Origin of the sequence: Chryseolinea sp. H1M3-3 (genome assembly GCF_029360725.1) — a bacterium.
Lineage (GTDB): Bacteria > Bacteroidota > Bacteroidia > Cytophagales > Cyclobacteriaceae > Chryseolinea.
In genome coordinates this window covers 131,144-147,313 of the sequence record NZ_JARKMY010000009.1, presented here as the reverse complement: position 1 = coordinate 147,313, position 16,170 = coordinate 131,144, and the positions used below count along the sequence as shown (strand labels likewise).

The window sequence follows — 16,170 nt, the reverse complement described above, 5'->3', positions numbered from 1 at the left end:
AAGTGCGCCATACCCGCCGTTGTTGGTGTTGCGCGGAGCCAGTGCGTGAGGTCCACCAACAACCGCACGAACTTTGATGACAGGGTTTGGAAGTTTACGGTTCAAACCTCAACGCTACTTCCGTTTGTTCTTCCATTTGAATTTTTCCATTCACAGGAGCCCGTGTGCTATCAAAATCTGATATTCCTCTTGCCTGCAGTCGTTGGTCACAACGCTCGGTCTCACCCACAACACCAACAACGGCGTCGGGACAAGCGCGCCATACCCGCCGTTGTTGGTGTTGCGCGGAGCTTGTGCGTGAGCTCCACCAACAACCGCACGAACTTGGATGACAGGATTTGGAAGTTTACGGTTCAAACCTCAACGCTACTTCCGTTTGTTCTTCCATTTGAATTTTTCCATTCACAGGAGCCCGTGTGCTATCAAAATCTGTTATTCCGGTTGCCTGCAGTCGTTGGTCACCAACGCTCGGTCTCACCCACAAGACCAACAACGGCGTCGGGACAAGTGCGCCATACCCGCCGTTGTTGGTGTTGCGCGGAGCTTGTGCGTGAGCTCCACCAACAACCGCACGAACTTGGATGACAGGATTTGGAAGTTTACGGTTCAAAGTTCAACGCTAATTCCGTTTGTTCTTTCACTTGAATTTTCCCATTCACGGTAGTCCGTGTGCTATCGAAATCTGTTATCCGACTGCCTGCGGTCGTTGGTCAGCAACGCGCGGTCTACCGCACAAGACCAACAACGGCGTCGGGACTAGTGCGCCATACCCGCCGTTGTTGGTGTTGCGCGGGGCCGGTGCGTGAGGTCCACCAACAACCGCACGAACTTGGATGACAGGTTTTGGAAGTGCGCGGTTCAAAGTTCAACGCTAATTCCGTTTGTTCTTCCATTTGAATTTTTCCATTCACAGGAGCCCGTGTGCTATCGAAATCTGTTATCCGATTGCCTGCGGTCGTTGGTCACCAACGCTCGGTCTCACCCACAAGACCAACAACGGCGTAGCGGGTCTATACTCCCCTACTCTATTACCACGCGAATAATCTCTACTCCTTTCGGGCCAACTACTTTGAGATAGTGAATGCCCCTTCCCAATCCCTTAACATCGAGTTGTTCAATTGATTCCTGACGTAAAGTACGATCCAACACAACGTTTCCGCTGAAGTCTAAAAGCGTAATGTGAGCCGTGGTATTTGCTTCGTTTTTGATATTGATGACATCCGATGAAGGTATAGGATATACCTCAACCTGCCTGTATGTTGCACCTCCTTTTATAACTGTAAAGGTGATGGCATGGGCACTCCCCTTGATACTACCGAAGTAAGGTACAGCAGTGAGGGTATAAGTACCCGGAAACATTTTAGCCCCGGTGTAGTCCGTGGAACCATTCTGTGTTACATCCCCGAATAAAGCATAAGGATAAACCCGCTCAGTACTCGCATAAGTAAAAGGACCTTGCAACGTGAGGTCTACCTTCTCCAGTTGAAGCGGGTCGCTATCAGCACGGACGGCGAGCTTATGGTCGTTCAATATCGATAGATCAATAACCTGGCCTTCAGCAAGTGCACCTATTGGTTGATCCAACGTTGCATCGATGAGCGTAAAGCCTGTGATGTTGAAGCCTTCGGTAACTGCAAACGAAACGGTAAGGCTAGCTGCTTTGCTATTGTTGATATAGGGCGTAACGGTGAGGGTATATGCGCCTGGTAATATATATCTACCGTTGAAGTTGCCTTGAAGGTCGCCAAACAAAGCATAAGGTGCTACGCGCTCTGTCTGCTGATGCGTAAGGGGGCCTTTTAGATGAAAATCTACCTGTGTTATATTAGCAGCAGGAATATCGGCCCGAACGTCTAGGAATCTGCCGGTTTCCGTTAGGCGGATAACATCGCCGTTTTTGAGTTGCTTGATTGGTTGCTCGGTGTAGGCATTTATTAGTGTGAGACTTGTCACAGCAGCTGGACCCGATTCCTGTAGCTTAACGATCCAAAAATCCGGATAAAATCGTTCGATTTCGGGAACGAAATCACTTTTGCTATCCGTAGTTTTATCTCCAGAGGCAGCTGAGTTGGAAGATCCCGCCAGCAGATAACCTTCGTCAGTTACAATCATACTTGCAATGGCCTCACCGTCATTGCCGCCTATAGTTTTATCCCATAATTTATTGCCAACGGCATCAATCTTAACTACCCAATAATCAGGGACATCAAAGAGGTCACTTCTATTATCTTCACTTTTATCTCCGGATGTATCTGACCTGGAATAGCCACCCAATAGATAATCTCCATCCGGAGTACGGGCGAAACTGGTAATGCTTTCATGTTCATTTCCTCCAAAAGTTCTATCCCAATGTTTGTTGCCGGAAGCATCGATTTTAACAACCCAAAAATCACCTACCCCTTGGCTATCCTCGCTTTTATCTCCCGATAAGTCGGAATTAGAATACCCTCCCATCAAATACCCACCATCATCCGTAGCAATGGCAGCCTCAAGTTCCTCGATATTATAACCGCCGATGGTTTTGTCCCATACCTTGTTGCCCTGATCGTCAATTTTCACCACCCAGTAATCCTTCAATCCTTTACTGTTCTCACTCTTATCGCCCGACAAATCCGAATAGGAAAATCCAAACAGCAATGAACCATCAATTGTAGCAATTATTGAATTAAGGTAATCCCGGTCTGAACCCCCAATCGTCTTATCCCAAATTTTATTGCCATGGCGATCAATTTTTACTATCCAGTAGTCGTAGCCGCCTTGGCCACCTTCCGTTTTATCTCCAGACAAATCAGACGACGAAAAGCCACCAAGTAGGTAACATCCATCAGGAGTTGTTGTGGCTATACGAAGCTGATCTTGGCCTGAGCCTCCAAAAGTTCTATCCCATTGCTTGTTTCCATACTTGTCAACTTTAACCACCCAATAATCATAGTCACCCCTGCTGTCTTCGCTTTTATCCGCCGATCGCCCAGACGTAGTATATCCTGCCAGAAGATAGCCTCCGTCAAACGCAGGTACGACACTCCAAAGCTCATCATATCCATCTCCTCCAATGGTTTTGTCCCATTCCTTATTGTACTCTGAATCGAGTTTAAGAATCCAATAATCTGCAGAACCCCTAGCATTTTCCGTTTTGTCACCTGACATATTAGAATCGGACGTTCCGGCCATCAAATAACCTCCGTCGTTAGTGGCAATCATTTTACCTTGATAGTCACTACCCTTGCCACCAAAAGTCTTGTCAAATACTACTACAGGAGGCGATGTGAGATTGCTGTCTATTACCCGGAAGAAGACTGTCCGCGAAATTCCCTTTCCGCCAGACGAGTATGGCGTCGCCGTCAACGTATAATCTCCCACCAATAACTGTTTACCATTGTAGCTACCAGGCGGATTATCCCCAAACAATGAATAAGGTGCAACGCGTTCTGTTTGTTTATGGTTGATTGGACCGGTAAGTTCAAATTCGATATGGTCTATAACGACACCGGATGGTTTGGCTTCAATACTAAATGTTTTACCTTTCCACGCGCTATATCGTATCACCATATTATTTTGCATGACCCGAATAGTGCTATCATTGTCCGCATCGATCAATCTAAAGTTTTCGATTGCAACATTTTTCTCCCCTGGAATCTTGACGCTCACAGGGGTGGAAACCGTCTCCGCCCCCGCGTCGTCTGTTAATTTCAACCTGATCAAATAATTACCTCCACTTTGATAAAGGTAATCCGTCACCATGTTGGTCGTCGGCGGCGTATCATATTGCCCATCGTTGTCAACATCCCACGCTGCCGTCAAAGAGAAAACCGACGATGATCGCGAGGCATCCAAGCGGACAGGCTGATTCAGGCCCGGAACAGGTGGCTCTATACGAATAAAGGGAATAGGAGCCTTGTTGTACCCTGCCGGAATGAAAAAATCCAATGGACCACTAAATGCTCTGTTGCCTTGCTTGTCATACACACTGAAATCAAACGGGTTAACTTCACCGGGTATAAAATATGGCACTCTAAACGCAGTGTCAACTGCATTGCCATCTAACACCAGTTCAGCCACAATTTCTCCGCGGTAGCCCAGATACGCCATTGCAAGGGAATCTTCATCCGTGGCCTGAAATTCAATTTTTACGTGTCCGTTTTCAGGCGTGATTGTGCCAGAGTTTGAGAATGATAAACCAGGCCCCGACGTCACGATCTTGTCGTTGTTAAAATAGTGACTACCATTTAAGATTAATGCAGACGAATATTCCAATCGCGTGTAGTCTTGGGGATACTTTTCCGGGAAAAGGCTACCTCTGGTACCTCGCAAGCCATTCCCCATAATGTTGCCGTGAAAATTTTCATCGTTTCTGAAGTCGTGAGGAAGAGCAGCGACAGCATGGCCCATCTCATGCCATAACGCCCCTAGCCACGTCGAGGCTAGGGAACTAAGCGTGGTTCCCTCAAACCACGAAAACGTGACGTCCTGTTTCATGGGGAAAGGTCCGAGGGCGGGCAATACTTTTCCATCATAGGACGTATCATCGGTCATAGCTCCCGGCCGAAATAAGGGTAACGCATTGCTTCCGATCATTGCAAGGCCCGGATTATCTCCTGAACCGAAACTTGCACCGCCGGCCATACCTCCCGTTACCGTCCCATCAGACAACATCAAATGGGCCTCTGGAATCACTACCCACACTTCGCCTGTAGCCCATAAACTAAGACCAGCGTTAATGGCTGCTGTCTGAGTTCTGCCCCAAATATCCCCGCGTAAATAATCATCTGTCTCTGCAACATGCACTACATGTACCAGGGGAGTTACTCCATCCGCTTCCGTTTCCACGGCAAATGTCTTTGGACCAAAGCCGAGTTGCTCCATTTGTTCTTTGAACCATTGTTGTCCGATTTTAATAGCATTTTGAAAATCCGCTACACCATCGGGCTGTGCAGTACGGTTGGAGGGAATTACATACGCTAAACGTATCTGGGCAGATGAACTCGCGGCTCGCTGTCCTAAGCGGATGCTGGTCGGTTGGGGAGAACGCAGACAAGAATCACCTTTCGGCAATAATGCAGTCGACTTCTGCGCGTACGAGGCAAAGAAAATAAGGGAAAATAGAAATCCTACCAACCATATTTTCTGTGACGCCTTCATAGCTGATAAAGTAATTGACCATGACTGCCATGCATTACTCATGAGCTTTTGAACAAGGCCTTTTGGGAAGTGGAGGGTAACTTTCATTTAATTGTTTGTTTAAGTTTTGACACAATGGAGTGGGAATAACTGGCGAATTTTGTGACTCATCACTCATAAAACCGCATGATAAGGTATCGCTTATGAATGGGCATGTTCAATGATTTTAAATGCTGAAATGCAATGATTGAAATCAGTTTTAGGAGCTAGCGTGCTTTGACGATTTAAAGAGAATGTTTGAACGTCTGCAAAAACGAGGGTTGGACTAAGCCACACCTTTCTTTTTTTTGATGGAGCAAAAGATGATGTGACCAAAAGAAAGCCTAAGAAGGTAAACGATTGGTCGTCTTTATCGCAATACCGATCGATCACCTCAATGGAGGACATCATTTCATTTTGTCGCATGCTACCCCGGACGATGGCGTTTTAACCACCGGTAATTTTTATTTGATGTGCTTACCTTTAACCTGGATAAATTAAGAAGTAGCGATGGCTAAAAAAATCAATAAAGCATTTACTGCGACACTTAAGAAGAGCACTGCCAAAGGCGGATGGACTTATGTAACCTGGCCGGAGTCAGTGACTTTCTTCGGAACGCGCGGCCTGGTAAAAGTGAGTGGCACGGTAGATGGCCATCCATTTCAGAGTTCATTCATGGCGCTGGGTGATGGCTCGCACAAACTCCCCATTAAAGCAGAAGTCAGAAAGGCTATTGGCAAGAACGCTGGTGATATGGTTACCGTACGGCTACACGCGAAACGCTGAACTTCAAACTATCATCGGTGCGCAGCGGTGCTAACAATCAAAAAAACATACGAAATAACTTCTAATAAATTGCGAGATTGCAGCCCTGTCGTTCGCCAATTTTTTAATCCTACATCCAATGATTATTCAAGAAAAAGCTATAAAACACTGGATCGATAATTTTTATGGCTACGGATCATGGCATGCAAAGCACTGGTTCATTGCGCACGAAGAGAGCGGCGGTGATTTACCTGAAGAAGAAGCAGAGAAGTTTAACTTTTTTTATAACAACTATACATCAAGTTCAAATGCCACGCTTTGCGATATTCGGGAACTCTATCGGCATGTAGCCGCCCGGTTGGACGGACCACGTGCAAATATATTTTCAAATTTTTACGACTACCGCTTTGGCCCTAGTGCCGTACAACATGGCCTCTGGAAAAATCTCATCGCTTTTGTGCATGGGTGCAGCGGCCAAAAACTGCCTGATCTGCTGGAGTATCAAAAGGTCTCGTTTCTGTCGCCATCAAGACACCATGAAGCGTTGATCCCGTTGTATCCGCTACCTACCCATAACCATGCTTGGTACTACAGCTGGCTTGATCTGCCACAATTTCCTTTCCTGAAAAGTCGTGCGTTATTTCAAGAACACGTATACCACAGTCGCATGGAAAAAATTTTACAAAACATCAAAACATACAAACCTGCAGTTGTATTGATGTACGGCATGGATAACATCAATGTGCTGAAAGAAACTGTTCAGGGATTTTTTCCAAAAGTGAAGTTCAAACAAATCAAAGCGATAAAACGGCAGATTCCCCAGCATCACCTGGCCGACCTTGCGGGGACGAAACTGATCATTACAACGCAGATACCGGCGCTGAGACACAATAGAATTGAAACAGGATTTGATTGGGAGGCGATGGGGAGGTCTTTGGGTGTTTAGGTGTTTACGTGTTTAGGTGTTTAGGTGTTTAGGTCTTCATGGGTTGCTAGCTTACGGTATTTGTGCCAAATGATGCAGGGCATGAAAAGGGAAAACTTTTATCATTGTCATTATTTAAACCCTCCGTGTAGCTTGCAGGATTGTTGTACATATGCGTATCGATACTTGGCTTATTGCGTTGATTCTGTTATTTTTAACTAGTTGTACCTTTAGTTCCGACGAAGAATATTTTAATACCGTTGATCCGCCAGACGTTTCGAAAGCTTCGATTTCATTGTCGGAAGCGAATGAAGGTGACACTATCCGAATTTATGAATCAACGAAATTCCATTACAACATTAATACGAATGGCGGCAGAATAAAATCGGTTCGCGCAAGCGTCGGTCGAGTCGCCTATGTCAGTGGATCGAATTCATCGATCGGAGAATTTAATGTTTACTCAACAAGCCAATCCGGAACATTTGAACTATTGATAGAATTTACATCCACTACCGGTACCGGCAGTCTTGCTGATGTACTCGGTGGCGAGGAGTTGAGCGGTTTCAAAAAATGGGTACTGGTTTGTGATTTTTCCAGGCCTGCTACCCCAACCGTTGACTTGCGAATAGAAAATGGACTTTTAAAAGTAACCTGGCCAAAATATTTAAAACCAAATTTCCAAAAGTATGTTGTCTACCGCTACGCGGATGGCATTTCATACGCTACAGAAATCAAAGATGCCAATCAAAATTCTTGGTTTGACGACGGCTACAGCGGCGGCCCCAAGTCCGTTAAATATGGTGTTTCCATTCATAGTGCCGTTGGGTCTTCTAATGCTGAACGAAATTATTCATACAACCCGCTCATCCAATTTACTTTCAATAAACAGGACACTTCAGCGACCCTCAAGTGGAATAAAAATCCATTCCATAAGGCATTCAAAGAATATGTAATTAGTAATCCTCCCAACATCGCAGTAACAATAACAGATATAAGTGATACAGTCAGAACTATCAAGCTGTCAAATTTATTTTTTGGCGATCAACAGGCGGTAACATTCGAGGTAAATGCTATTAAAAATGACATTGCATTTAACACCGTCCAACATGCGTTCATCTTAGGTGATTCAATTCCTGTAGCCAGATCGATCTACTATAGTCCGCATATTCACGCATACGTTTTAGCACAAGACTACCCTCATAAGATCCTGTTCATGAATAGTGATTTTAAAATAACACGTGAGCAAAATGCTGAATTGAGCACGTTTCCGTACCCTGGAAAGTACTACTATAATTTTCCAACAGATAGAATTAATCAGGTTGATATTGAAACAGGGACCATGAAAACGCGCGTTACGGGATCATCCGTTATCGGCTGGAATGTTGCTGGTAATGGGGTGATTATTGTAAAGGCCTTTTATAGAAATTTTGGAAAGTTTCATTACAACGCTTCCGTCTATGACCTTCAGAATGACAAGGCATTATTCTCCACGGGAATCTCCAGCACGCAGTTCGATGTAACCGCATTGCCAATGCGAATGGCTGACGATGGGAAGTATTTTATCACCCTATCAAACCATCAGGTGTACAAAGTTATTCCAGGTGATACAAGTACGCTGATCGGCTCCCTAAATCCTGCTGCGCAGTTTATCGGTTTCAGAACCGATAAATCCAATGAAGTGATGTTCAACAAGGGTTCATCTATGGCCCTGTATGACGCGAACACATTGTCATGGCTACGAGATGTGGGGCCACCCCAGAATGGTTTTCAATTCAGTTCCTACGATCATCAAACAAAGTATATGTTGTGGACTAGGCGAAACTCGAATGATGCATATTTAGTAAACATTGAGACGGGTGGCTATAAGCATATCAAGCTTACCGCACAGGCAGTGCTTTTAAATGGATTCCTCTTTATACCGGGCCGGGGCCTTTACATAGAAGTTTTGGAATGAAATATTTTTATATACTTCTTTTCCTCATTGCCCAACACGGGTTCGCGCAGCAAATCCAGTTTACAACAGGCATAGGTACCTATGCGATGAAAAGTATGAAGTACCATGGCGAAAATCTTCAACAAAGCTTTCCTGTCGATGCTAGATTCGTTGACAAATTTCCTCCATATCCGTTTTATACACTATCCATTCTTCAGCGAATAGGAAACTGTTATGTCGGGGGTAGCGGTAGCTATGGATCAACCGGGTCCAGGATCAATTATACCGATTATTCAGGTTCGATAAGTGCGGACCAGAATGTACGATATTTCGAATTTGGCGCCCCCTTCGCTGTGCTTTTAAATCGAAATGCCTCATTGGGATACTTAAAAATTACTGCTAAGCCTACCGTTGTGTTTGGCCGGTATGTTTTATTACTTACCACCCGGCTAGGCGAACCGCTAGAAAGCGAAAAAGTAAAATTTACCTCCGTAAACTTAGGGATTGAATCAGGGCTTTCTTATTCACGCAAGGTATTCAATGCGTTTGAGCTTGAACTTCAAGGCGGATATAATTTTAACTTCTATAAAGGTGAGCTCCTTTACAGTACCAATGATTCTTATTCTCTTGAAGATAAAGACGGGAAAAAGGTAACGTTGGACTGGTCTGGATTTCGGGTAGGGTTAGGAGTAGCTTATCATTTCAAAAGATAACTAGAGGCTAAAGAAACAACTTATGCATATGAAGAAAATAACGGTGGTCATCATGCTGTTCCTTGCAACATTAAATGCGCGTGCACAAAAATTATATAAAATTTCATTGGATGAATTTAAACTCGACATCCAAGGTATCAACTTAACAGTGGCTGAAATCATAGATGCTCGAAAGGATAAAAACAGTATTGGACTTATTCAAACGGGGTTAAATAACAAACCTGTATTCGCAACGTTTGAAAAACCAGGTCTTAAGGAAATAGAATCGCTGTTAGAAAACGCTGGATTGTATCCACAACCCAGCGGCTTATCTCTTAGAATTACCGCTTTAAAGATTTCAGAAAATACAACCTTGGTAAAAGAGACTGCAAAAGCAGAGCTCAGCATTGATTTTTTTCTTCGATATGAAAACCTTTATTATCATATAACGAGCATTTTTACCTCCGCAGAACCGAAAGGCTTAGATGTAACGTCTAAACAGGCTGCCAATATTGTTACAATCCTGGAAAAAGCACTTACCACTTTTAGTCAAAAGAAAAACGACGTTAAAACAGATCGTTCGTATACACTGGAAGAATTGTTGGATCCCATGGTCACCTTGCGGAATCCACTATCGATGCCTATTTTAAACGACACAGAATACAAAGACGGTTATTATACTTCGTTCGATGAGTTTGTTAACAACCAACCCTCTATTCCTTATGGATGTAAAGTGAAATTATCATCACCAATAAAGGTCTTGTGTGGCGAAGAGGAAACGGAGGTACCAGCACTGTATGCGTTTGCCAGTAACAATAAGTTGTACATTCTTTATCACCATCATTTTTTTGAGTTAAATAGACGAAACGGTACCTTTTATTTCAATGGGCCTTCCAAGATGTCTAAGACTGGTGCAAACGACGTAACACAAATGTATTTTGGAGCCTCATCGATTGCTACATCCTATGTCCTTCCGGGTGGAAGGTATTCGGCAACGTATGTGTTAGATATGGAAACGGGAGCGATTCGAAACATCACGGGATTTTAAAACTTGAGTTGACGGCCGTACTTTAAGACATTATTTTTAAATTTCGGAGATGAGCTTTTACCAAATATTGAAATTCATTCACGTTTTTGCGGTCATCATCGCCGTAGGTTTCAACTTTTCTTATATCATCTGGATGGTGAAAGGGAAAATGGAAAAAAATCACCTGATCTTTGCTCTGAAAGGAATCAGGTTCATGGACGGCAAGGTCGCAAATCCATGTTATGGCCTTATCCTTATCTCAGGTCTTACAATGGCATACATCGCTGATTACAATATCCTATCCGTTACCTGGATTCTTTACCCGCTCATCCTTTTCGGAATTATGGGCATTCTGGCATTCGCCGTGTATTCACCTACTTTGAAGAAACAAATTTCTATGCTAGAGAACGACACCATGGATACCCCCGAATACAAAGCCATTGAAAAAAAGCAAATGGGTATCGGTGCAATATTGTTTTTATTGGCTGTCACCATTGTTGGGATGATGGTGATCAAACCTTAAACTATCCTATAACAGGTAAGTAAAGTTCGAACGGTATCTCTATTGTTTAAATCCACTTCAACTTCAGTTTCAAAGTCATTTAGATTACTCCTAAAGATCGGCGGCATCTGTACAAAACAGGGCATCAATCTGTACAAATATGAACAATCCTGTTTTTAGCGCGTGATCTTTTGTGGCGAATACTGACTTTCTAACGTCGGCACGGGTGTTGCACCGGCCATCCAAATAACTTTACACAATGAAAATATTAACCGCCGTACTCATGTTGATGTGTTTCACTGCAAGCGCACAAACAGGTCCCAAAGATGATCTATTTCAAAAAATAAAATCGCTCGACAGTATCATGTTCGCGGTTGTCTACAAATGCAACGCTCAAAAAGTCGAATCGTTCTTCACTGAAGATCTCGAATTTTATCATGACAAGGGTGGGCTAACAAAATCGCGTGCAGCATTTATGCAAATGCAAAAAAACAATTTTTGTGGTGAACGTCCTTTTTACCTGAGACGAGAACCCGTGCCAGGAACAATGAAAGTTTTTCTAATGGACAAGTATGGGGCCGTACAAACGGGTGAACACGTTTTTTACGTTAAAGGTGAAGATGGAAAAGAGAAACTCGACGGCAAGGCAAAATATACACACCTCTGGAAGTACGAACAAGATCAATGGAAAATCGCCAGAGTGATCAGCTATGATCATGGGCCGGCAAATTAAAGCTCAGAAAAGTCTAACCATTACAAACACTAGTTGAGTGCCACCACGAAAATAAACCGGACTCCGTGGTGGCATTCATTAATAAATATGTTTATTCCGACCTGAGATTATTCGCCGGATTCGCCAATGCTGCACGTATCGATTGGTAACTCACAGTCAGCAATGCAATCAATACAGAAACTATTCCAGCAACAACAAACACTTGCCATCCAATCTCAATCTTGTATTCATAATCCTCCAGCCACCTTTGCATTACATACCAGGCAAGCGGAATAGAAAGCAGAAAGGAGATCAATACCAGTTTTATAAACTGATCGGTTAGCAGCCGGAATATATTTTGAAGTGAAGCACCCAATACCAAACGTATACTGATCTCTTTGTTTCGTTGTTCAACCATGAAGGCGGAAAGCGCGAATAATCCCAGGCATGCTACAATGATTGCAAGAATGGCGAAGCTGGCAAATATGTTTCCTGTCCGCCTTACGTCATCATACATGCGCGCATAGCTTTCATCCAAAAAAGTATAACGAATGGTCTGATGCGGAAGAAATTTTTTCCATACTTCCGTGATTGATTGTATGGCGTCCTCCATCTTGTGGGTTTTTAGTTTTATGGCTGCGATATTACCCCAGCCGCCGCGGACAAAACACAACGGCTCTATCTTGTCCTTCATATTTTCGAAATGAAAATCTTCCACAACACCAATTACCGTCCAGGTCCGCCAGTTCATGATCCGCTCACCCAGGGGTTGTTTGAACCCAAAGACCTTTACCATAGATTGGTTGATGATGATAGCACTGGAATCCGAAGCCAGATCTTTTTGAAAATTTCTTCCTGCAACAAGCTTCATTCCCATCGTGTTGATATAGTCCTCATCAACATACCATACCTGTGCGCCATTGCTTTTCTCTTCTTGTGATTTTCCGTCGCGCCAGAATTGATTCATATCGCGCTTTGTACCTGCCACGGGAAAATATTGTGTGAGGGTAACATTTTGAACGCTGGCAAGTCTTAGCAACTCATCCTTAAAAGTTCGTTGCTGATCGCCAAGCGTATTTACGCCCTGCACCATAATAACCTGCTCTTTGTCATAGCCAATTTTTTTGGTAAGGATATAATTCATTTGCTGGTAAATCACAAACGTACCAATGATCAATACAATGGATGTAGTGAACTGGAAAACCACCATTACGCTCCTGAGCCTTGAGTTCTTCATACCTCTTGCAACACTTCCTTTAAGTACGTCAATGGGCTTGAACGCAGACAGATAAAAAGATGGGTACAAGCCGGCGACAAGGCCAACAATGATGGATGCCCCGATGACACCCGGAAGAAACCACCATTCCTTCCACGGTACGTCAATGACTTTGCCCGCCAGCTGGTTGAAATAAGGAAGACCAATTGAGAGTATTCCGAGCGCTAATAGAAATGAAACGATGCTGTATAAAATCGACTCGCTTAGAAATTGATTAACCAGCGATGAACGATGGGAACCAACCACCTTTCTTAGCCCCACTTCTTTGGCGCGATTGGCTGACTTTGCTGTTGAAAGGTTAACGAAGTTAATACACGCCAACGCAAGAATGAAAATAGCAATACCGCCAAACATCCAAATGTATCTAATGTCACCGTGTGGGATAATATCACCAATGCCATCGGAGTATAAGTGAACGTCTTTGACGGGCTGAAGTCGAAAACCGTAGTATTTGCGCACGTCGTCGACAGATTGATTTTTTTCTTTAATTAGGTATTCGATGTATACCTTTTTGAGGGATAACATTTTCTTTTCAAATTCAACCGGATCTGTTCCTGCACGAAGCTTGATATAGGGATTATAATTCCAGCAACACCAGCTCGTTTGTTCGCCCTGCCAGAATTCTTTTCCGGAAAGTGTGATAAAAAAATCAAATTGTAAATGAGACGTCGGCTTAAAATCCTCCATGACACCGCCGATGGTCAGGCTGATTTTTTTATCATCATTCAACACAATAATCTTCCCAGTTGGGTCTTCTCCCGGAAAATATTTGTCGGCTTTCTTTTTAGATATAACGATGGTGCTCGGCTGACTCAAAGCACTCGATCGATTTCCATACACCATCGGGATCTCAAGTATCTCAAGCAATTCTGGATCGGCGTAAGCGAACCCCTCTTCATAGGTGTTTTCTACTTGATCATCTTTGCGCACCAGATTAGTGCCGGCATTGAACCATGAATAAGGAATCAGTCTTGCCGCTAACTCGACTTCAGGAAAACTTGATTTTAACAAAGGCACAAAAGGTGCGGGGAAGGCAGTCCATTTCCCAGCCTCAGGCGCAGTCTGTTCGTTGTACACCCGATAGATATCATTAACGTTTTTATAGTGATTATCATAACTTAATTCATGGCGGATGAAAAGCGCTATCACAATGCATGTAGCAAGTCCCAGTGCAAAGCCACCAATTTTGATGGCTGTATACATTTTTTGCGCAGACATATTTCTCAACGCAACTTTGAAATAGTTTTTATACATGGTGAGGTTATTCAAGTTTGACATATTTTTCTTTCGGAGTGCAAATGGCTGTATGAATTGAACCACATTCCAGACAAACAAAATATCTGCTTTCCATTTTCCCACTGTGTTGATTCTTCTATCGTACAGGTGGAGCAAGTCACCTAATACTGCTTCTGATAAATGATCATTGCAAAACCATTCGAAGAAACGGATTGCCCAACGAGGCGGTGTGTTATTTTCTAGCATATTATTTTACTTCCCAAACAATTTTAGGAACCTCTTTCCACATCTGGTTTCGTAGCTCTTTCATTTCTCGGAGCACACTTACTCCTGCGGGTGTAAGGGTGTAAAGTCGCTTGTCTCTGCCACCTCTTATGGTTGTTGCCCCACCCATTCGGGACTTGAGATAACCTTTTTCCTGAAGGCGGACTAAAGCTTTGTGCACCGAACTGATCATGATATTTCGTCCGGTTTTATTTTGCAATTCATCGACGATCGCCAGCCCATAGGCATCATCAAACAAAATGCCCACGGATAACAGCACTAATTCTTCAAATTCTCCTAATGAAGTTCCTTTCATAAAAAGGTTATTTGTTTCACCTTTGCCTAAGGTACCAAAGATTTCGAAAGAGGTTACAAATCCAATAAAAATATTTTCACATTTGAGTGACCTGTCAAAATTTATTTGGTAGTTCCCTTATTACAATTAAAATAAAACGATCTTGTCGCCGTCATTGATTCTATGTTCGGGTGTTACGCACATTGATGTTTTCTAAAAATGATTAAAAAAGGGATCAAACTATTTGGAATTGCGATAGCGGGTATGGTCATCATTGTTCTCGTCACGGCAACACTATTTATCAACCTCAGCCCGCAATTTGGCGGATCTCCTTCTAAGGCACAACAACAACAATACGCGCAGTCAGCACAGTTTAAGGATGGCATTTTTGTCAATGCAATTCCTACAACCCGTGACATCGGTTTCGTGAATACAATTCGTGTGCTCTATGACTTTTTATTTAAAGAACTCCCTGGTCTTGAGCCGGCGTCTCCTCTTCCTGTTCAGAAAATAGACTCTCTTCAAATCATCGGAAAGCCACCAGCTTTAAAGCGCCTTACCTGGTTCGGCCATTCAGCATGTCTGCTGGAAATGGAAGGAAAAAGAATTTTCTTTGATCCGATGTTAGGTAAATCTCCGTCTCCTCATCCCCTCTTAGGCCCAAAACGGTATAGCAAAGAACTTCCTATAAATATTGACAAGTTGCCCTTTATTGATGCCGTTGTGTTGTCTCATGATCATTATGATCACCTGGATTATGAGTCCATCATCAAACTCAAAGACAAAGTGGGAAGATTTTATGTTCCATTAGGTGTCGGCGTTCATTTGGAGAAATGGAATGTTCCTGCTGAAAAAATTATTGAGCTTGACTGGTGGCAGGAATCTAAAGAAAATGGCTTTACTTTTATTTGTACGCCTGCGCGCCACTTTTCTGGCAGAGGTTTGTTCAACGGCTTCACCACTTTATGGGCGTCATGGGTTGTGAAAACTGACAACAGCAACGTGTACTTCAGCGGCGACAGCGGATATGGTCCGCATTTTAAAGAGATTGGTAATAAGTATGGCCCTTTCGATTTTGTTATGCTGGAATGCGGGCAGTATAATGAACTCTGGAAGGATATTCACATGATGCCTGAGCAAACGGTAGAAGCGGCACTTGACTTGAAGGGTAAACTGATGATGCCTATACACTGGGGCGCCTTTACCCTGGCCATGCATACCTGGACGGACCCTATTAACCGGGTAACCACACGCGCCCATGAAAGACTCGTCCCGATTACGACGCCCAAGATCGGTGAAGCAGTTGTATTGCAGCAGCCTGAATTTCCTCATTCCACATGGTGGAAATAAAAAAACAGCAGCAAAACGGATATTAAGGAATTATAC

At 43.5% G+C, this 16,170-nt stretch carries 12 protein-coding genes; 8 read left to right on the top strand and 4 right to left on the bottom strand.

Annotated elements, in window-relative coordinates; translation table 11 throughout:
• Positions 1-346: 346 nt before the first annotated feature.
• Both P2W71_RS15375 and P2W71_RS15370 read right to left on the bottom strand, forming a co-directional pair.
• Positions 347-610 carry a hypothetical protein gene (locus P2W71_RS15375; RefSeq protein ID WP_276372160.1) on the bottom strand — a complete coding sequence of 88 codons (264 nt, stop codon included), beginning with the start codon at positions 608-610 and terminating at the stop codon, positions 347-349.
• Positions 611-1,020: 410 nt separating this feature from the next.
• Positions 1,021-5,226 carry a T9SS type A sorting domain-containing protein gene (locus P2W71_RS15370; RefSeq protein WP_276372159.1) on the bottom strand — a complete coding sequence of 1,402 codons (4,206 nt, stop codon included), beginning with the start codon at positions 5,224-5,226 and terminating at the stop codon, positions 1,021-1,023.
• Between the two features lie 441 nt (positions 5,227-5,667).
• Between P2W71_RS15370 and P2W71_RS15365 the strand changes: the two genes are divergently transcribed.
• From P2W71_RS15365 to P2W71_RS15335, 7 genes are all read left to right on the top strand, one after another.
• A complete protein-coding gene (locus P2W71_RS15365; protein ID WP_276372158.1) occupies positions 5,668-5,943 on the top strand; it encodes a DUF1905 domain-containing protein in 276 nt (91 codons plus the stop codon).
• A gap of 118 nt (positions 5,944-6,061) precedes the next feature.
• A complete protein-coding gene (locus tag P2W71_RS15360; RefSeq protein ID WP_276372157.1) occupies positions 6,062-6,868 on the top strand; it encodes a hypothetical protein in 807 nt (268 codons plus the stop codon).
• A gap of 151 nt (positions 6,869-7,019) precedes the next feature.
• Complete coding sequence (locus P2W71_RS15355) at positions 7,020-8,801, top strand: hypothetical protein (protein ID WP_276372156.1); 1,782 nt, start codon at positions 7,020-7,022, stop codon at positions 8,799-8,801.
• Positions 8,798-9,493 (top strand): hypothetical protein, encoded by a 696-nt coding sequence (locus P2W71_RS15350; RefSeq protein WP_276372154.1) that lies wholly within the window; start codon positions 8,798-8,800, stop codon positions 9,491-9,493. Before P2W71_RS15355 ends, P2W71_RS15350 begins: the two co-directional genes overlap by 4 nt.
• 28 nt (positions 9,494-9,521) lie before the next feature.
• Positions 9,522-10,520: a hypothetical protein gene (locus P2W71_RS15345; RefSeq protein WP_276372153.1), complete on the top strand. Its 999-nt coding sequence runs from the start codon at positions 9,522-9,524 to the stop codon at positions 10,518-10,520.
• Positions 10,521-10,569: 49 nt separating this feature from the next.
• Complete coding sequence (locus P2W71_RS15340; RefSeq protein ID WP_276372152.1) at positions 10,570-11,022, top strand: DUF2269 family protein; 453 nt, start codon at positions 10,570-10,572, stop codon at positions 11,020-11,022.
• Positions 11,023-11,260: 238 nt separating this feature from the next.
• Complete coding sequence (locus tag P2W71_RS15335; RefSeq protein WP_276372151.1) at positions 11,261-11,734, top strand: nuclear transport factor 2 family protein; 474 nt, start codon at positions 11,261-11,263, stop codon at positions 11,732-11,734.
• Positions 11,735-11,825: 91 nt separating this feature from the next.
• On the opposite strand, the gene P2W71_RS15330 is transcribed toward P2W71_RS15335, so the two are convergent.
• Together P2W71_RS15330 and P2W71_RS15325 are read right to left on the bottom strand one after the other, a co-directional pair.
• Positions 11,826-14,471, bottom strand: a complete 2,646-nt coding sequence (locus tag P2W71_RS15330) for an ABC transporter permease (RefSeq protein ID WP_276372150.1) — start codon at positions 14,469-14,471, stop codon at positions 11,826-11,828.
• 1 nt (position 14,472) lies between these two features.
• Positions 14,473-14,805 (bottom strand): PadR family transcriptional regulator, encoded by a 333-nt coding sequence (locus P2W71_RS15325; protein ID WP_276372149.1) that lies wholly within the window; start codon positions 14,803-14,805, stop codon positions 14,473-14,475.
• 198 nt (positions 14,806-15,003) lie between these two features.
• On the opposite strand from P2W71_RS15325, the gene P2W71_RS15320 reads away from it, so the two are divergent.
• Positions 15,004-16,134 (top strand): MBL fold metallo-hydrolase, encoded by a 1,131-nt coding sequence (locus P2W71_RS15320; protein WP_276372148.1) that lies wholly within the window; start codon positions 15,004-15,006, stop codon positions 16,132-16,134.
• The last annotated feature ends 36 nt before the right edge of the window (positions 16,135-16,170 follow it).